18 protein-coding genes are annotated in these 17219 nt (G+C 59.1%); 11 read left to right on the forward strand and 7 right to left on the reverse strand.

The genetic code is table 11. The annotated features are described in order from the left end of the window. Positions 1-14 precede the first annotated feature (14 nt). Positions 15-2444 carry an ATP-dependent helicase HrpB gene (hrpB, locus tag LGL98_RS20690; RefSeq protein ID WP_136029024.1) on the reverse strand — a complete coding sequence of 810 codons (2430 nt, stop codon included), beginning with the start codon at positions 2442-2444 and terminating at the stop codon, positions 15-17. A 72-nt stretch (positions 2445-2516) separates the two neighbouring features. On the opposite strand from hrpB, the gene thpR reads away from it, so the two are divergent. The 9 genes from thpR (at position 2517) to panD (ending at position 9511) form a co-directional block, all read left to right on the forward strand. After that, entirely contained in the window at positions 2517-3053 is a 537-nt protein-coding gene (gene thpR, locus LGL98_RS20695; RefSeq protein WP_136029022.1) for an RNA 2',3'-cyclic phosphodiesterase, read from the forward strand. Next, a complete protein-coding gene (gene sfsA / locus LGL98_RS20700; protein WP_136029020.1) occupies positions 3053-3769 on the forward strand; it encodes a DNA/RNA nuclease SfsA in 717 nt (238 codons plus the stop codon). Before thpR ends, sfsA begins: the two co-directional genes overlap by 1 nt. A gap of 162 nt (positions 3770-3931) precedes the next feature. Next, positions 3932-4387: an RNA polymerase-binding protein DksA gene (gene dksA / locus LGL98_RS20705; protein WP_002888845.1), complete on the forward strand. Its 456-nt coding sequence runs from the start codon at positions 3932-3934 to the stop codon at positions 4385-4387. 59 nt (positions 4388-4446) lie between these two features. Then, positions 4447-5328 carry a tRNA glutamyl-Q(34) synthetase GluQRS gene (gene gluQRS / locus LGL98_RS20710; protein ID WP_136029018.1) on the forward strand — a complete coding sequence of 294 codons (882 nt, stop codon included), beginning with the start codon at positions 4447-4449 and terminating at the stop codon, positions 5326-5328. A gap of 62 nt (positions 5329-5390) precedes the next feature. Then, a complete protein-coding gene (gene pcnB / locus LGL98_RS20715; protein WP_071784135.1) occupies positions 5391-6785 on the forward strand; it encodes a polynucleotide adenylyltransferase PcnB in 1395 nt (464 codons plus the stop codon). Further along, positions 6782-7261: a 2-amino-4-hydroxy-6-hydroxymethyldihydropteridine diphosphokinase gene (gene folK / locus LGL98_RS20720; protein WP_136029016.1), complete on the forward strand. Its 480-nt coding sequence runs from the start codon at positions 6782-6784 to the stop codon at positions 7259-7261. The genes pcnB and folK overlap by 4 nt, the downstream gene beginning before the upstream one ends. A 119-nt stretch (positions 7262-7380) precedes the next feature. Beyond that, positions 7381-8172 carry a 3-methyl-2-oxobutanoate hydroxymethyltransferase gene (gene panB, locus LGL98_RS20725; protein WP_136029014.1) on the forward strand — a complete coding sequence of 264 codons (792 nt, stop codon included), beginning with the start codon at positions 7381-7383 and terminating at the stop codon, positions 8170-8172. A gap of 11 nt (positions 8173-8183) precedes the next feature. Continuing rightward, positions 8184-9038, forward strand: a complete 855-nt coding sequence (gene panC, locus LGL98_RS20730) for a pantoate--beta-alanine ligase (RefSeq protein WP_025714106.1) — start codon at positions 8184-8186, stop codon at positions 9036-9038. A 92-nt stretch (positions 9039-9130) separates the two neighbouring features. Then, entirely contained in the window at positions 9131-9511 is a 381-nt protein-coding gene (gene panD / locus LGL98_RS20735; protein WP_025714107.1) for an aspartate 1-decarboxylase, read from the forward strand. A gap of 35 nt (positions 9512-9546) precedes the next feature. On the opposite strand, the gene LGL98_RS20740 is transcribed toward panD, so the two are convergent. The 4 genes from LGL98_RS20740 to LGL98_RS20755 form a co-directional block, all read right to left on the reverse strand. Then, entirely contained in the window at positions 9547-10800 is a 1254-nt protein-coding gene (locus LGL98_RS20740) for a polysaccharide deacetylase family protein (RefSeq protein WP_136029012.1), read from the reverse strand. 58 nt (positions 10801-10858) lie between these two features. Then, positions 10859-11299, reverse strand: a complete 441-nt coding sequence (locus LGL98_RS20745) for a PTS sugar transporter subunit IIA (RefSeq protein WP_136029011.1) — start codon at positions 11297-11299, stop codon at positions 10859-10861. 122 nt (positions 11300-11421) lie between these two features. Next, the gene (locus tag LGL98_RS20750; RefSeq protein WP_025714110.1) at positions 11422-12192 is read right to left on the reverse strand and encodes an ABC transporter permease; all 771 of its coding nucleotides are present in this window, start codon (positions 12190-12192) and stop codon (positions 11422-11424) included. Then, positions 12189-13115 carry an ABC transporter ATP-binding protein gene (locus tag LGL98_RS20755; protein ID WP_136029009.1) on the reverse strand — a complete coding sequence of 309 codons (927 nt, stop codon included), beginning with the start codon at positions 13113-13115 and terminating at the stop codon, positions 12189-12191. The genes LGL98_RS20750 and LGL98_RS20755 overlap by 4 nt, the downstream gene beginning before the upstream one ends. Positions 13116-13299: 184 nt before the next feature. Between LGL98_RS20755 and can the strand changes: the two genes are divergently transcribed. After that, entirely contained in the window at positions 13300-13962 is a 663-nt protein-coding gene (can, locus tag LGL98_RS20760; protein ID WP_004204385.1) for a carbonate dehydratase, read from the forward strand. Positions 13963-14020: 58 nt separating this feature from the next. Here can and hpt read toward each other — a convergent pair whose 3' ends face one another. Together hpt and LGL98_RS20770 are read right to left on the reverse strand one after the other, a co-directional pair. Beyond that, positions 14021-14557: a hypoxanthine phosphoribosyltransferase gene (hpt, locus tag LGL98_RS20765; protein ID WP_004204384.1), complete on the reverse strand. Its 537-nt coding sequence runs from the start codon at positions 14555-14557 to the stop codon at positions 14021-14023. A gap of 4 nt (positions 14558-14561) precedes the next feature. Continuing rightward, on the reverse strand, positions 14562-14681 hold the full coding sequence (locus LGL98_RS20770) for a hypothetical protein (RefSeq protein ID WP_012542835.1): 120 nt from the start codon (positions 14679-14681) through the stop codon (positions 14562-14564). Positions 14682-14760: 79 nt separating this feature from the next. Between LGL98_RS20770 and LGL98_RS20775 the strand changes: the two genes are divergently transcribed. After that, positions 14761-17151 (forward strand): glucose/quinate/shikimate family membrane-bound PQQ-dependent dehydrogenase, encoded by a 2391-nt coding sequence (locus LGL98_RS20775; RefSeq protein WP_136029007.1) that lies wholly within the window; start codon positions 14761-14763, stop codon positions 17149-17151. Positions 17152-17219: the final 68 nt, after the last annotated feature.

Here is a 17219-nt window from a genome sequence, read left to right on the forward strand (position 1 = left end):
CCCGGCAGCGGCGGCTACGAATATTTTTTGCTGCGGCGGGTCGGGGCGGCGTTGGCCGGATCGTCCGGCCAGACGTGCTTCGGATAGCGTCCCTTCATCTCTTTCTGCACCTCACGGTAGCTCCCTTGCCAGAAGGCGCTCAGATCGCGGGTGATCTGCAGTGGACGCTGGGCGGGCGACAGCAGCTCCAGCACCAGCGGCACTCGCCCCTCGGCGATAACCGGGTTCGTGGCCTCGCCGAACATCTCCTGCATACGCACCGCCAGCGCCGGCGGGTTTTCCGCATGGTAGCGGATCGCCAGGCGGCTGCCGGTCGGCACGGTATAGTGTGTCGGCAGTTCGCGATCCAGCTTCTGGCGCAGCGGCCACGGCAGCCAGTCCTGTAGCGCCTGACGCAGATCCAGCGCCTTCAGCGCCCGCAGGGAATGGACGCCGTTCATCTGCGGCAACAGCCATGCCTCCAGCGAGGCCAGTAGCGAAGCGTCATCCACCGCGGGCCATGCCTCTTCCGGCAGCCACTGCGCCGCACAGTGCAACCGCAGGCGCAGCTGCTCAGCCTCTGGCGTCCAGTTGAGCACCCCGAGGCCTTTCTCACGAATACCGTTGAGCATCGCCTGATGCAGCTCTGCCTCAGAGGGCTTCGCCAGCGGCTGGGTCTTGATCACCAACTGGCCGATCACCGTCCGCCGCCAGGCTTTCAGCGTCCCCTGGGCCTCATCCCACTCCACCGTGTCGGAACGTTGCGCCAGTTCAGGGCGGGCGGCGATCAGCTCACCGATTTCCACCGGCAGAGCCAACAGCATGCGGGCATCCGGCGAAGCGCTGCCCTGCAGCAGCAGCGGAGCGATAAGCCATTCATGACGGCCCAGCGCGTCGTCGGCGTCCAGCATCGCGCCCATGCCGTTCGCCAGCTGGTAGCGCCCCTCCTGACCGCGGCGGCGGGCGATGCGATCGGCGAAGGCCGACGCCAGCAGCCCCGCCATTCGCCCGGCATCGGGCTGGCCGCTGCGGCGGGCCAGGCGCTTCATCAGCTGCTGCGCTCGCTGCTGCCAGTTGGCCTGCTGACGGGAAAAGATGGCCCCCAAATCCACCAGTCCGCCGCGCGGTGGCTCCTCGAGGATCGCCGCCAGCTTTGCCGCTGTCGCCGCCTCGTCATCGGTCTGCGCGGCGGCCAGCATCGCCGCCAGCCGCGGCTCGTTGCCTAGCGCTGCCATTTTGCGGCCAAACGCCGACAGCCGCTCGCCGTCCAGCGCCGACAGCGTCTCCAGCAGGCGGCGCGCGGCGGCCAGGTTCACCGCCGGCGGCTGATCCAGCCAGGCCAGCGCGGCCGGATCGTGGCAACCCCACTGCAGCAGCTCCAGCAACAGCGCCGACAGATCGCTGTGCAGGATCTCCGGTTCGCTCTGCGCCGCCGCCCGTTCCGCCTGTTCTTTGCCGAGCAAATGCAGGCAGATCCCCGGGGAGAGACGACCGGCGCGGCCGGCGCGCTGCGTCATTGATGCCTGGCTGATGCGCTGCGTCACCAGCCGGGTCAGGCCGGTGCGCGGGTCAAAGCGGGCGACCCGCTCCTGGGCGCTGTCGACCACCAGGCGGATCCCCTCGATGGTCAGACTGGTCTCGGCAATATTGGTAGCCAGCACCACTTTGCGCTTCCCGGCGGGCGCCGGGAGGATCGCTTTGCGCTGTTCGCTTAAGGGCAACGCGCCATACAGCGGGCAGAGAATGACATCTTCCGCCACGCGCTCCGTCAGCTGTTCCTGAACGCGCTGGATCTCGCCGACGCCGGGCAGAAATAGCAGCATCGATCCCGGTTCCTGCCGCAGGAGATCCGCCGCCGCGACCGCCACCGCCTCATCAAAACGCTGGTGCGCGGAGAGCGGGCTGAAGCGACGCTCCACCGGATAAGCGCGCCCCTCCGAAACCACCACCGGCGCCTCAGGCAGCAGACGCTGCAGGCGATCGTTATCGAGGGTCGCCGACATAATCAGCAGCTTGAGATCGTCACGCAACCCCTGCTGTACGTCGAGCAGCAGGGCCAGCGCCAGATCCGCCTGCAGGCTGCGCTCGTGAAACTCATCGAGGATCACCAGCCCCACGCCCGTCAGCTCGGGATCGCGCTGGATCATGCGCGTCAGGATCCCCTCCGTGACCACCTCCAGGCGGGTCTGCGGTCCGACGCAGGTTTCGGCGCGCATACGGTAACCCACGGTTTCCCCCGGTTTTTCGCCGAGCAGTTCAGCCAGCCGCTGCGCGACATTGCGCGCCGCCAGCCGCCTCGGCTCGAGCAGGATAATGCGTCCCGCGATGTTGCCCTCGGCGAGGATCTGCAGTGGCAGCCAGGTCGACTTCCCGGCGCCGGTCGGCGCGTTGAGCAAAACCTGCGGCGCATGCTGCAGGGCGGATAACAGTTCTGGGAGGACAGCGGCAACCGGCAATGAGGACACAAAAGGCTCCAGGGGTTAACATTCAAGGGCTCGCATTGTAGCATCCCCCTAATTCATTACCGAGTCTCTATCATGTCTGAGCCGAAAAGGCTGTTTTTTGCGCTTGAACTGCCGTCTGCCGTCCAGAAGCAGATTGTCCAGTGGCGGGCAACGCACTTCCCCGAAGATGCCGGCAGGCCCGTCGCGGCGGATAATCTTCATCTGACGCTGGCGTTTCTCGGCGAGGTGAGCGCGGAAAAACAGCGGGCACTAGCCGATCTCGCCAGCCGCCTGCGCCAGCCGGGCTTTACCCTGACGCTGGACGATGCCGGACAGTGGCTACGCTCGCGGGTAGTGTGGCTCGGAACCCGCCAGCCGCCGCGCGGCCTGCTGCAGCTCGCCAGCATGTTGCGCGCTCAGGCGGCGCGCAGCGGCTGCTATCAGAGCCCGCAGCCGTTTCACCCGCATATTACCCTGTGGCGCGATGCTCGCCAGGCGGTGCCGATCCCGGCCCCCGGCTTTCGCTGGACGTTTCCGGTGAACGAGTTCGTGCTGTATGAGTCCAGCTTTAGCCGCGGGCGCACGCGCTACACGGCGCTGGAACGTTATCCGTTTGAGAAGGAAAGTTGATGCAGTTTAATCCGCCGTTGCAGCCCGCCATTTTGCTTAAACGTTACAAACGATTTCTTGCTGACGTGGTCACCCCCGATGGCCGCGAGCTGACGCTCCACTGCCCGAATACCGGGGCGATGACCGGCTGCGCCGCGCCGGGCGACACCGTCTGGTATTCCACCTCAGACAATGTGAAGCGCAAATATGCCCATACCTGGGAATTAACTGAAACGCAGCAGGGCGCCGTTATTTGCGTCAATACGCTGCGTGCAAATTCGCTGGCGAAAGAGGCGATTTCCGCCGGAATAATTCCTGAACTTTCAGGCTATAACCAGCTGAAAAGCGAAGTGAAATATGGCGAAGAGAATAGCCGTATCGATATTATGTTACAGGCAGATGATCGCCAAAACTGCTATATTGAAGTGAAATCGGTTACGTTGGCGGAGAAAGAATACGGTTATTTTCCTGATGCGGTGACTACGCGCGGCCAGAAGCACCTGCGGGAGCTGATGGCCGTCGCGGCAAATGGCGACCGCGCGGTGATTTTATTTGCCATCCTGCATTCGGCAATTGACCGTTTTTCTCCCGCGCATCATATTGATGCCAGATACGCACAGCTGTTAACAGAAGCCCAGGACAAGGGGGTGGAAATTCTCGCCTGGAAAGCGGAACTTTCTACGACGAGGATGACTCTGAATAAGCCGATCGCCGTGGTGTTAAACCCCGGTAAATAAGTGGCTAAATAGTGTTCGGGTCGCAAGCGCGAATACGCTTTTCTTCACAGGGTTGTCAAGTGTAACGTTTAGATAATTGCTATCCGGAAAAGCATCTGCTATTTATAGCGGCCTGATTTTCCCCCACATGGGGATCGATAGTGCGTGTTAAGGAGAAGCAACATGCAAGAAGGGCAAAACCGTAAAACATCGTCCCTGAGTATTCTCGCCATCGCTGGGGTGGAGCCGTACCAAGAGAAACCGGGCGAAGAGTATATGAACGAAGCCCAGCTGGCGCACTTCAAGCGTATTCTTGAAGCATGGCGTAATCAACTCAGGGATGAAGTGGATCGCACCGTATCGCACATGCAGGATGAAGCAGCTAACTTCCCGGACCCGGTAGACCGTGCCGCCCAGGAAGAAGAGTTCAGCCTGGAACTGCGTAACCGCGACCGCGAACGTAAACTGATCAAAAAGATCGAGAAAACGCTGAAAAAAGTTGAAGACGAAGACTTCGGCTACTGCGAATCCTGCGGCGTGGAGATCGGCATTCGCCGTCTGGAAGCGCGTCCGACAGCGGATCTGTGCATTGACTGCAAAACCCTGGCGGAAATTCGCGAAAAACAGATGGCGGGCTAATCCCCTGCTGCCCCACTCTCTGGCGGGAGTCTCTCCCGCCTGGTTCTGTTGTCCGTACCATGACTGACTCACGCTATATAGGGCGCTTTGCTCCCTCCCCCTCCGGTGAACTCCACTTCGGCTCTCTGATTGCCGCGCTCGGCAGCTACCTGCAAGCCCGCGCGAACCACGGTATCTGGCGCGTTCGTATTGAAGATATCGACCCACCGCGCGAAGTCCCCGGGGCCGCCGATACCATCCTGCGCCAGCTCGACCACTACGGTCTGCACTGGGATGGCGACGTACTCTGGCAGTCGCAACGGCACGAGGCCTACCGCGAGGCGCTGGCGTGGCTGGGCGAGCAAGGGCTGAGCTATTACTGCACTTGCACCCGCGCGCGGATCCACGCCGTCGGCGGGATCTACGACGGCCACTGCCGCGACCTGGGGTTGGGGGCGGAAAACGCCGCGCTGCGCCTGCGCCAGACTCGCCCGGTGCTGCAGTTTAGCGACCGTCTGCGCGGCACGCTCATCGCCAATGAGCCGCTGGCGCGAGAGGATTTCATTATCCACCGTCGCGACGGGCTGTTCGCCTACAACCTGGCGGTGGTGGTCGACGACCACTTTCAGGGGATCACCGAGATCGTCCGCGGCGCAGACCTGATTGAGCCAACGGTGCGGCAGATTTCGCTGTATCAGCATTTTGGCTGGCAGGCGCCGGACTACCTCCATCTGCCGTTGGCCCTCAATGCTGACGGCAATAAACTCTCTAAACAAAACCACGCGCCGGCGCTGCCGGAAGGCGATCCGCGCCCCGAAATCGTCCGGGCGCTCCGCTTTCTGAATCAGGCGATCCCCGAGGAGTGGCAGGCCCTGAGCATCGATGATTTACTCGCCCAGGCCGTCGCCAACTGGCAGCCAGCGAAAATCGAGCATTCTCAAATGGCTCCCGCTGAGCTATGATTAGCCGCTATTTTTACACTGTACAGTTGATCTGAAGTCCGTCTGACACTACGAGGTGCACCATTTTTACCCGAGTCGCTAATTTTTGCCGTAAGGTGCTAAGCCGTGAGGAGCGCGAGGCAGAAGCCGCCGTCGAACCAACGCCTATGACGGTGATCCCGCGTGAGCAGCATGCTATTTCCCGCAAAGATATCAGTGAAAACGCCCTCAAGGTCATGTACCGCCTCAACAAGGCGGGCTACGAATCCTGGCTGGTCGGCGGCGGCGTCCGCGACCTGCTGCTTGGCAAAAAGCCAAAAGATTTTGACGTCACCACCAACGCCACGCCGGATCAGGTACGCAAGCTGTTCCGTAACTGCCGTCTGGTTGGGCGACGTTTCCGCCTGGCGCATGTGATGTTCGGGCCGGAAATCATTGAGGTCGCCACCTTCCGTGGCCATCACGAAGGGCACACCACCGATCGCGTCACCTCCCAGCGAGGCCAGAACGGCATGCTGCTGCGCGATAACATCTTCGGCTCGATCGAGGAAGATGCCCAGCGTCGCGACTTCACCATCAACAGCCTCTATTACAGCGTGGCGGACTTTACCGTCCGCGACTATGTCGGCGGCATGAAGGATCTGCAGGACGGCGTGATCCGCCTGATCGGCAATCCGGAAACCCGCTATCGCGAGGATCCGGTGCGCATGCTGCGCGCGGTGCGCTTTGCCGCCAAGCTCAATATGACCATCAGCCCGGAAACGGCTGAACCGCTGCCGCGCCTGGCCGCCCTGCTTCACGATGTGCCACCGGCGCGTCTGTTCGAAGAGGTGCTCAAGCTGCTGCAGGCCGGGTATGGCTACCAGACCTACATGCTGCTGCGGGAATACAGCTTGTTCCAGCCGCTGTTCCCGACCATCACCCGCTACTTTACCGAGCGCGGCGACAGCCCGATGGAGCGGATCATCAGCCAGGTGCTGAAGAATACCGATACCCGCATTCATAACGATATGCGCGTCAATCCGGCCTTCCTCTTTGCGGTGATGTTCTGGTATCCGCTGCTGGAGACGGCGCAGAAAATCGCTCAGGAGAGCGGCCTGGCGTACTACGACGCCTTTGCCCTGGCGATGAATGATGTGCTGGATGAAGCCTGCCGCACGCTGGCGATCCCTAAGCGCATCACCACCCTTATTCGTGATATCTGGCAGCTGCAGCTGCGCATGTCCCGTCGCCAGGGCAAACGCGCCTGGAAGCTAATGGAGCATCCGAAATTCCGCGCCGCCTATGACCTGCTGGAGCTGCGCGCCGGCGCCGAGAACAACCACGAACTGCAGCGCCTGACCAAATGGTGGGGCGAATTCCAAGTCGCCGCGCCGCCAGCGCAAAAAGATATGCTCAACGACCTCGGGGACGATCCGGCACCCCGCCGTCGCCACCGTCGTCCGCGCAAGCGCGCGCCGCGCCAGGGTAACGCATGACTCTGGTCTATATCGCCCTTGGCAGTAACCTTGCTTCACCACTGGAGCAGGTGCAGGCGGCTATCCACGCCCTGGGCGATATTCCGCACAGCCGCGTGGTCGCCGTCTCTTCGTTCTACCGCACGCCGCCGCTGGGCCCACAGGATCAGCCGGACTATCTCAACGCCGCCGTCGCCCTTGAAACTTCACTCGCGCCAGAAGCGCTGCTCGATCACACCCAGCGCATCGAGCTGCAGCAGGGGCGGGTGCGCAAAGCCGAACGCTGGGGACCGCGCACGCTCGATCTCGATATCATGCTGTTTGGCGATGCGGCCATTAACAGCGAGCGCCTGACCGTTCCGCACTACGATATGAAAAACCGCGGCTTTATGCTCTGGCCGCTGTTCGAGATCGCCCCGGACCTCCACTTTCCTGACGGCCTGGCGCTGCGCGCCGTGCTGGATAATCTCGGCGCGGCAAAGCCCGCCAGCTGGTAATCCCCTCGCCTTTTTTAGCATTTGCGGCGATCGTCGTAATCGGTTGCCCAAAATCATTGCCCCTCTGAATGCTGCTGTTAGAATGCCGGTTAATATGACTTTCATCATCAGGAAATGTTATGAAACCGACCACCATTGCCCTGCTGCAGAAATGCAAACAGGAAAAGAAGCGCTTTGCCACCATTACCGCCTACGACCATAGCTTCGCGAAGCTGTTCGCCGATGAAGGCATCAATGTGCTGCTGGTGGGCGACTCGCTGGGAATGACGGTGCAGGGTCACGACTCCACCCTGCCGGTCACCGTAGAAGATATCGCCTATCACACCCGCGCCGTCCGCCGCGGCGCGCCAAACAGCCTGCTGCTTGCCGACCTGCCGTTCATGGCCTACGCCACCCCCGAGCAGACCTTTGAAAATGCCGCTATCGTCATGCGCGCTGGCGCCAATATGGTCAAACTCGAGGGCGGCGCCTGGCTGGCCGAGACCGTGAAGATGCTGGCGGAACGCGCAGTACCGGTTTGCGGCCATCTTGGTCTGACGCCGCAGTCGGTGAACGTATTCGGCGGGTATAAAGTGCAGGGTCGCGGCGATGCGGCACAGGCCCTGTTTGAAGACGCGTTAGCGCTGGAAGCGGCAGGGGCACAGCTGCTGGTGCTGGAGTGCGTGCCGGTCGAACTGGCGAAACGCATCACCGAAGCCCTGACCATTCCGGTGATCGGCATCGGCGCAGGCAACGTTACCGACGGGCAAATCCTCGTAATGCATGACGCTTTCGGCATTACCGGCGGCCACATTCCGAAATTTGCCAAGAATTTCCTTGCCGAAGCGGGCGACATCCGCGCCGCGGTGCGGCAGTATATTGCCGAAGTCGAATCCGGAGTCTATCCGGGCGAAGAACACAGTTTCCATTAAGGAGTCTTGTTGTGCTGATTATTGAATCCGTACTGCTGCTGCGCCAGCATATCCGCCGTCTGCGTCAGGAAGGTAAGCGTATCGCGTTGGTCCCGACGATGGGCAACCTGCATGATGGTCATATGAAGCTGGTTGATGAAGCCAAAGCCAGTGCGGATGTGGTGGTGGTCAGTATTTTCGTCAATCCGATGCAGTTTGACCGCGTCGACGACCTGGCGCGCTACCCGCGCACCCTGCAGGATGATTGCGAAAAGCTGAACAAGCGTCATGTCGATTTTGTCTTCGCGCCGACACCGGCGGAAGTTTATCCCCAGGGCACCGAAGGCCAGACCTACGTTGACGTTCCGGGATTATCCACCATGCTCGAAGGCGCCAGCCGGCCGGGCCATTTCCGCGGCGTGTCGACCATCGTCAGTAAGCTGTTCAACCTGGTTCAGCCGGACGTCGCTTGCTTCGGCGAGAAGGACTTCCAGCAGCTGGCGCTGATCCGCAAGATGGTCGCCGACATGGGCTACGATATTGAGATTATCGGCGTGCCGATCGTTCGCGCGAAGGATGGCCTGGCGCTGAGTTCGCGCAATGGCTACCTGACCGCCGACCAGCGCAAAATCGCGCCTGGCCTGTATAAAGTGCTGAGCGCAGTGGCGGAAAAACTGGCCGCAGGCGATCGCCAGCTCGACGAGATTATCGCTATCGCTGAACAGGAGCTGAACGAAAAAGGCTTCCGCGCCGACGACATTCAAATCCGCGATGCCGACACCCTGCTTGAGCTGACCGATGCCAGCCAGCGCGCGGTGATCCTGATGGCCGCCTGGCTGGGCCAGGCCCGCCTGATCGACAATCAGATCGTTACGCTCGCTCAGTAGACAGCGGGTAAAAATCGGGCAATACTGCCCGGGCTTTTCTCAGGGCGGGCGCCGTGTCCGCTCTGCTACATTAAGGTTGAAGGGTAGAAGTTATGATGCGTAATATGCTGCAGGGCAAGCTCCACCGCGTAAAAGTCACGCAGGCGGACCTGCACTATGAAGGTTCTTGCGCCATTGACCAGGACTTCCTGGATGCGGCCGGTATTCTGGAGAATGAAACCATTCACCTCTGGAACGTCACCAACGGCAACCGTTTCTCCACCTACGCCATTGCCGCCGAGCGGGGCTCCCGGATCATCTCCGTTAACGGCGCCGCCGCCCACTGCGCCAGCGTCGGCGATATCCTGATCATCGCCAGCTTCGTTACTATGTCGGACGAAGAAGCGCGTAACTGGCAGCCTAACATTGCCTACTTCGAAGGCGATAACGAAATGAAACGCCAGGCGAAAGCCATTCCGGTACAGGTCGCCTGATGGCCGCGGCGCTGTGCTCAGGCGCAGCGTCGGTATTACCCCTGCGGCTGGTTACTGATCAGCCGCGACATCGTCTCCAGCGAATCCGTGCGTAAGATATATAACCGCTTAAGCAGGAACGGATTATCCCCCGGCTTCACCTTCCCCCGCACCGTCGTCACTGCCATATGAAACCCGGCGTCATTCGCCGCCTGCACCGCGGTGGCGTTATAGCCGCCGAAGGGATAGGAAAGATAGAGCACATGCGGATTAAACTGACCCAGCGCCCGACGCGAGCGGGCAAAATCAAACAGAATATTGTGGTAATTGCGGCTGAATAAGATCGGTCGCCGGTAGGCGTCCACCCGATGCAGAAAATGGGTATGCGACTGAATATCAAAGACGTCCTGAATCTGGCGTAGCTCGGAAATGCTCATAAACTGCAGCGATTTCGGATCCCACTTCTGCGGATGGCGCTTAATACGCGAGGAGATAATAAACGCGGTGGCGTGGAAGCCGTACTGTTTCAGCACCGGATAAGCGTAGCGGTTTACCGATTTCAGACCATCATCGAAAGTGATCGCCACCGCCCGCGCCGGGAGATTGATTTTATTGCGCACATAGCCTTCAAGCTGGTACAGGGTCAGCGTGGTGTAGCCCTGATCGCGCAGCCAGGTCATCTGGTTATTGAAGGCGCGTACCGAGGTGGTGGTGGACGTATGACGAAAACGGGTATTCTCTTCATCGCGCAAAATATGGTGATAGGTCAGCACGGGAATGCCATTATCTTCCTGCGCATCCAGACTACTGACCCACGCCAGCCGGTCGCCAATGCGGATCTGAAACCAGGTCTGATTAAGTCGGTCTTTCAGCTTGCTGAGGATCGGATAACGCAGATTAGTGGCCAGCGTACCGAACGGCGCGCTACTCACCGAGGGCGCGTCATAGAGCGGGGTGTCTTTCCAGGTGAGTAAATTCTGGTTACTCAGCGGTTTATTGAGATCCCCTAAACGGTCCTCCACCCGCTGCTTCCCTTGTACCGGCTCGAGATGGCCTTTATCAATAAACCCGGTGCCGAAACCAAAACGAAATTCATAGTAGTCAGCCGCCGTCGGGACGACCGCGAGGATCTGCCCGGCACGTACATTGCCGACGCTTATTACATGGTTCCCCACCTGCGCCCAGATAACCGCATCTTCGGTGGTTTGCATATAGCGTACAGGCTTGCCCTGCTGGCTAAGCAGGCTGGCGGAAGCGCTAAGCGAGGTCAGGAAAAGAAGTAGAGTAAAAAATCGGGCAAACATGCGCATCGAACCGGTCAACCATCAACGGCCGCTATTGTAACAAAAGCGGCATCAATACCGATGCTTAATTTCCGAAGGTATCGTGACGCAGTCGGAACGGGGGATTTTTCTGCTGTTGATGCCACAGGCTGCTCACCAGCGGCCCACCCGCGCTAACGATAGTCTGGCGAAACGCATCGCTGCTTAACGTGCCCCGCAGCAGATACATTCGTTCAAGTAATGAATAGCTGATACCGGAGATGACTTCACAGTGGGTATGCTTGTGGCTCATCAGCGCCGCGGCCCGATAAGGCGCCGCGCCGGTTTTGTCGGTGAGGAAAATGACGCCGTCCCCGGAGTCGGTGGCATGCAGCGCATCGCACATCATCCGGCTCAACATATTGTTGCTGAGATTGCGCCAGTAATTGACCGCCCGGCACTGGGCCAGCGGTCCAAACTTTTGTTCAAGACGATCCAGCATCTCCTGCGCCAGTTCATCGTGACAGGTAATGACCCAACCGAGCATGTTTCCCTCCTTAGCCAGCTAATAATGTAACAAGGGGAAGGAGGCGTATCGGTGATGACGGTCAAAGATAAGCGGTTAGCGCCCCACGTATTTGCCTCGGGAAGCGCTAACCGTGAGCCGTATCAGCTACGCAGGCCGCGGCCGCGCTGAATTAACGACCAGCAGAGCAGATAGAAGGCGACAATGAAGACTACCAGCACCGCAAAGGTAGTCACCAGCGGGACATCGTTAATCCCGAGGAAACCGAAGCGGAAACCGCTGATCATGTAGACGATGGGGTTCAGATGCGACAGCCCCTGCCAGAACGGCGGCAGCAACGTCAGCGAGTAGAACACCCCGCCGAGATAGGTCAGCGGCGTCAGCACAAAGGTCGGGATCAGGCTGATGTCATCGAAGGTCTTGGCAAACACCGCGTTCAGCAGGCCGGCCAGCGAGAACAGCACCGCGGTAAGGATCAACGTCAGGGCGACAAACAGCCAGGAGTGAACCTGGAACGGCACAAAGAATAGCGAGACGGCGGTGACCAGGATGCCCACGCACAGCCCGCGCGCCACCCCGCCGCCCACGTAGCCAGCGATAATGACATGCGTCGGCACCGGCGCCACCAGCAGCTCTTCAATATTGCGCTGAAACTTGGCGCTGAAGAACGACGAGGCGACGTTGGCGTAAGCGTTAGTGATCACCGCCATCATGATCAGGCCCGGGACGATAAACTGCATATAGGTAAAACCATGCATCTCGCCGATGCGTGAGCCGATCAGGTTGCCAAAAATGACGAAGTACAGGGTCATGGTGATCACCGGCGGCACCAGCGTCTGTACCCAGATGCGCATAAAACGGTGGATCTCTTTGGTCCAGATGCTTTTCAGCGCGACCCAATAAAGCTGCATCATGCGGACTCTCCTTTTCGCTCATGCACCAGGGTGACAAACAGCTCTTCCAGACGGTTGGCTTTGTTACGCATACTCAGTACCTGCACCCCCTGGGCGCTCAGTTGGGCAAAGACGCTGTTAATCCCCTGCTCGCGCAGAACCTCCACTTCCAGCGTCGAGGTATCGACCAGCTGGTACTGGTAGCCTTCGAGCTTCGGTACCGGGCTTTTTGGCGCGAGATCGAGAATAAAGGTCTCAGACTTCAGCTTTGACAGCAGCGCTTTCATCGAGGTGTTTTCCACCAGCGCGCCGTGCTGGATGATGCCGATGTTGCGACACAGCATTTCCGCCTCTTCGAGATAGTGGGTGGTCAGGATAATAGTGGTGCCGCGATCGTTGAGATCCTTGAGAAAGCCCCACATGGAACGACGCAGTTCAATATCGACGCCAGCGGTTGGTTCATCGAGGATCAGCAGCTTCGGCTCATGCATTAACGCGCGGGCGATCATCAGCCGGCGCTTCATCCCGCCGGAGAGCATCCGCGCGCGCTCGCTGCGTTTTTCCCACAGATCGAGCTGTTTTAAATACTTTTCGCTGCGAGCGATGGCTTCTTTACGCTCAACGCCGTAGTAGCCCGCCTGGTTAACAACGATCTGCTGCACGGTCTCGAAGGGGTTAAAGTTAAACTCCTGCGGCACCAGGCCAAGCTGACGCTTGGCGTTGACGACGTCTTTCTCCAAATCGTAGCCAAAGACATTGACCTGACCAGAGGTTTTATTCACCAGCGAGCTGATGATGCCGATCGTCGTGGATTTTCCCGCACCGTTCGGGCCCAGCAGGGCGTAAAAATCCCCCGCTTCGACCTGCAGGTCGATTCCCCGCAGCGCCTGAACCCCGCCGGGGTAGGTTTTTTTGAGCTGTTTTAATTCCAGAGCAATGGTCATTAAATATCTCTTCTCGTGTCGTGACACGTCATTAACCCGCCTCACTCACGTTTGCGCTGTACTGGCGCTGGCGCCGCCAACGCATCGGTAGCCTGACGTATCACGGGTTAAGATGGTTTTAAAAAAGGTGAGCTTACCCTATATTAGCGCAACGCACTTACTTGGTTACAGGCCGATAATGTCCATGAATGATATAGATACACTCATCAGCAATAATGCACTATGGTCAAAAATGCTGGTGGAAGAGGACCCCGGCTTCTTTGAGAAACTGTCGCAGACGCAGAAACCGCGCTTCCTGTGGATTGGCTGTTCGGACAGCCGCGTTCCCGCTGAGCGACTCACCGGCCTGGAACCAGGCGAACTATTTGTCCATCGTAACGTCGCCAATCTGGTGATCCACACCGACCTCAACTGCCTGTCAGTGGTGCAGTATGCCGTTGATGTCCTCGAAGTCGAGCACATTATTATCTGCGGCCACTACGGCTGTGGCGGCGTACAGGCGGCGGTGGAGAACCCGGAGCTGGGACTCATCGACAACTGGCTGCTGCATATCCGCGATATCTGGTTTAAGCACAGCTCGCTGCTGGGTGAAATGCCGGAGGAGCGCCGTCTGGATACCCTTTGCGAGCTGAACGTGATGGAACAGGTGTACAACCTTGGGCATTCGACGATTATGCAATCGGCGTGGAAGCGCGGACAGAAGGTGACCATTCACGGCTGGGCTTACGGCATTCATGACGGATTGCTGCGCGATCTGGATGTCACCGCCGTGAGCCGGGAAACCCTCGAACAGCGCTATCGCCACGGCATCTCCAACCTCAAGATCAAACACATCAACCACAAATAGCCTTCAGGCTTAGCCACTCTGGAGAGCGCGGCGCGCGCTGTCCAGAGTGGATTTCCCTTTACTCGTCCAGCAGGGTGACTTTGCCGATATACGGCAGATGGCGGTAACGCTGAGCGTAGTCGATACCGTAACCCACCACGAACTCATCCGGAATGGCGAAACCGACGAACTCAACCGGGACGTTGACTTCACGACGGCTTGGTTTATCCAGCAGCGTACAAATGGCCAGCGACTTCGGCTCGCGCAGGCTGAGGATCTCACGCACTTTAGACAGGGTGTTACCGGAATCGATGATGTCTTCCACGATCAGTACATCTTTACCACGGATGTCTTCATCCAGATCTTTGAGGATTTTCACATCACGGGTGGTGGACATGCCGCTGCCGTAGCTGGAGGCGGTCATAAAATCGACTTCATGCGGCACCTGCACTTCACGGCACAGGTCGGCCATGAACATAAATGAGCCGCGCAGCAGCCCCACCAGCACCATTTCGCTGCCGCTGTCCTGATAATGTTCGTTGATTTGACGACCCAGTTCCGCGATACGCGCTTTGATCTCGGATTCCGGGATCATCACTTCTACAGTATGTTTCATAAGACTAACCATTTGATTCTAAATATAAATCATCAAAGCCGCTGCTTTCGCCCCGACGATGACCGGCAAGCCATCCAGTATACCAGCAAAAAGAAATCTTCGGTGCAGGGATTAATAAAGCCATATTTGTGATTCCGATCACACTTGTTAAAACCTATAATTAATTGCAGTTAAAAAATTAACAAACACATGAGTAACTTTCTATGGCTGAAACAAAGTCTCAACAATCAAGGCTCCTGGTGACGCTGACTGCGCTATTTGCAGCGTTCTGCGGCCTCTATCTTTTAATCGGCGGAGCATGGCTGGTCGTGCTTGGCGGCTCCTGGTACTACCCTATCGCTGGTCTGGTGATGCTGGGCGTGACCGTGATGCTGCTGCGCGGCAAACGCGCTGCGCTGTGGCTGTACGCTGCGCTGCTGCTGGCGACGATGATCTGGGGCGTCTGGGAAGTCGGCTTCGACTTCTGGGCGCTGACGCCGCGTAGCGATATCCTCGTCTTCTTTGGTATCTGGTTGATCCTGCCCTTTGTCTGGCGTCGTCTGCCCAACCCTTCCGCTGGTGCCGTAGGTGCCCTGGTCGTCGCCCTGCTGATTAGCGGCGGCATGCTGACCTGGGCCGGCTTTAACGACCCGCAGGAAGTCAACGGCACCCTGAGCGCCGACGCCACCCCGGCGGCACCGATCTCCACCGTCGCCGACGGCGACTGGCCGGCCTATGGCCGTAACCAGGAAGGCCAGCGCTTCTCCCCACTGAAGCAGATTAACGCTGAGAACGTGAAGAACCTGAAGGAAGCCTGGGTGTTCCGCACCGGCGACCTGAAGCAACCGAACGATCCGGGTGAAATCACCAACGAAGTGACGCCGATCAAAGTTGGCGACACGCTCTTCCTGTGTACCGCTCACCAGCGTCTGTTTGCGCTGGACGCCGCCACCGGTAAAGAGAAGTGGCATTTTGACCCGCAGCTGAACGCCGATCCATCGTTCCAGCACGTCACCTGCCGCGGTGTTTCTTATCACGAAGCGAAAGCGGATAACGCCCCTGCCGACGTCGTCGCCGACTGTCCGCGCCGCATTATCCTGCCGGTGAACGATGGTCGCCTGTTCGCGGTAAACGCCGACAACGGTAAGCTGTGCGAAACCTTTGCCAACAAAGGTATTCTCAACCTGCAGACCAACATGCCGGTCACCACGCCGGGCATGTATGAACCCACTTCCCCACCGATCATCACCGATAAAACTATCGTAATTGCCGGCGCGGTCACCGATAACTTCTCTACCCGCGAGCCATCTGGCGTGATCCGCGGCTTTGATGTGAATACTGGTAAACTGCTGTGGGCCTTCGATCCGGGTGCAAAAGACCCGAACGCCATCCCGAGCGATGAGCATCACTTCACGCTGAACTCACCGAACTCCTGGGCGCCTGCCGCTTACGACGCTAAGCTGGATCTGGTCTATCTGCCGATGGGGGTGACCACCCCGGATATCTGGGGCGGCAACCGCACGCCGGAGCAAGAACGTTATGCCAGCTCGATTGTGGCGCTGAACGCCACCACCGGTAAACTGGCCTGGAGCTACCAGACCGTCCACCACGATCTGTGGGATATGGACATGCCTTCCCAGCCGACGCTGGCTGACATTGAGGTCAACGGCAAAACCGTACCGGTCATCTATGCTCCGGCGAAAACCGGCAACATCTTTGTGCTGGATCGCCGTAACGGCGAACTGGTGGTCCCGGCCCCGGAAAAACCGGTTCCGCAAGGTGCGGCGAAAGGCGATTATGTTGCTAAAACCCAGCCCTTCTCCGATCTGAGCTTCCGTCCGAAGAAAGATCTCACCGGGGCGGACATGTGGGGCGCCACTATGTTTGACCAGCTGGTGTGCCGCGTGATCTTCCACCAGATGCGCTATGAAGGTATCTTCACCCCGCCGTCTGAGCAGGGCACCCTCGTCTTCCCGGGTAACTTGGGGATGTTTGAATGGGGCGGTATCTCCGTCGATCCGAACCGTCAGGTGGCTATTGCCAACCCGATGGCGCTGCCGTTCGTCTCCAAACTGATCCCGCGCGGCCCGGGCAATCCGATGGAGCCGCCGAAAGATGCGAAAGGCTCTGGCACCGAGTCCGGCGTGCAGCCGCAGTACGGCGTCCCGTATGGCGTAACCCTGAACCCGTTCCTGTCGCCGTTCGGCCTGCCATGCAAACAGCCAGCCTGGGGCTATATCTCCGCCCTGGATCTGAAAACCAACGAAGTGGTATGGAAAAAACGTATCGGTACTCCGCAGGACAGCCTGCCGTTCCCGATGCCGGTTAAGCTGCCGTTCACCATGGGGATGCCGATGCTGGGCGGGCCGATCTCCACGGCCGGTAACGTCCTGTTCATCGGCGCAACCGCAGATAACTACCTGCGCGCGTACAACATGAGCAACGGCGAGAAGCTGTGGGAAGCCCGTCTGCCAGCCGGCGGTCAGGCGACTCCGATGACTTACGAAGTGAATGGCAAACAGTATGTTGTCATCTCTGCCGGTGGTCACGGTTCGTTCGGTACCAAAATGGGCGATTACATCGTCGCCTATGCGCTTCCGGATGACGCTAAATAAAACGCAAAACGGCAACGAAAGTTGCCGTTTTTTTGTGTTTATTCTCTCTCCCCACGTTCGAGCGTCGT

The organism is Klebsiella africana, assembly GCF_020526085.1.
Lineage (GTDB): Bacteria > Pseudomonadota > Gammaproteobacteria > Enterobacterales > Enterobacteriaceae > Klebsiella > Klebsiella africana.

Excerpts from the sequence above, each read along its gene's own strand:
- thpR (WP_136029022.1), top strand. The coding sequence starts at position 2,517 with ATGTCTGAGCCGAAAAGGCTGTTTTTTGCGCTTGAACTGCCGTCTGCC.
- sfsA (WP_136029020.1), top strand. The coding sequence starts at position 3,053 with ATGCAGTTTAATCCGCCGTTGCAGCCCGCCATTTTGCTTAAACGTTAC.
- dksA (WP_002888845.1), top strand. The coding sequence starts at position 3,932 with ATGCAAGAAGGGCAAAACCGTAAAACATCGTCCCTGAGTATTCTCGCC.
- gluQRS (WP_136029018.1), top strand. The coding sequence starts at position 4,447 with ATGACTGACTCACGCTATATAGGGCGCTTTGCTCCCTCCCCCTCCGGT.
- folK (WP_136029016.1), top strand. The coding sequence starts at position 6,782 with ATGACTCTGGTCTATATCGCCCTTGGCAGTAACCTTGCTTCACCACTG.
- panB (WP_136029014.1), top strand. The coding sequence starts at position 7,381 with ATGAAACCGACCACCATTGCCCTGCTGCAGAAATGCAAACAGGAAAAG.
- panD (WP_025714107.1), top strand. The coding sequence starts at position 9,131 with ATGATGCGTAATATGCTGCAGGGCAAGCTCCACCGCGTAAAAGTCACG.
- LGL98_RS20740 (WP_136029012.1), bottom strand. The coding sequence starts at position 10,800 with ATGCGCATGTTTGCCCGATTTTTTACTCTACTTCTTTTCCTGACCTCG.
- LGL98_RS20745 (WP_136029011.1), bottom strand. The coding sequence starts at position 11,299 with ATGCTCGGTTGGGTCATTACCTGTCACGATGAACTGGCGCAGGAGATG.
- LGL98_RS20750 (WP_025714110.1), bottom strand. The coding sequence starts at position 12,192 with ATGATGCAGCTTTATTGGGTCGCGCTGAAAAGCATCTGGACCAAAGAG.
- LGL98_RS20755 (WP_136029009.1), bottom strand. The coding sequence starts at position 13,115 with ATGACCATTGCTCTGGAATTAAAACAGCTCAAAAAAACCTACCCCGGC.
- can (WP_004204385.1), top strand. The coding sequence starts at position 13,300 with ATGAATGATATAGATACACTCATCAGCAATAATGCACTATGGTCAAAA.
- hpt (WP_004204384.1), bottom strand. The coding sequence starts at position 14,557 with ATGAAACATACTGTAGAAGTGATGATCCCGGAATCCGAGATCAAAGCG.
- LGL98_RS20770 (WP_012542835.1), bottom strand. The coding sequence starts at position 14,681 with ATGGCTTTATTAATCCCTGCACCGAAGATTTCTTTTTGCTGGTATACT.
- LGL98_RS20775 (WP_136029007.1), top strand. The coding sequence starts at position 14,761 with ATGGCTGAAACAAAGTCTCAACAATCAAGGCTCCTGGTGACGCTGACT.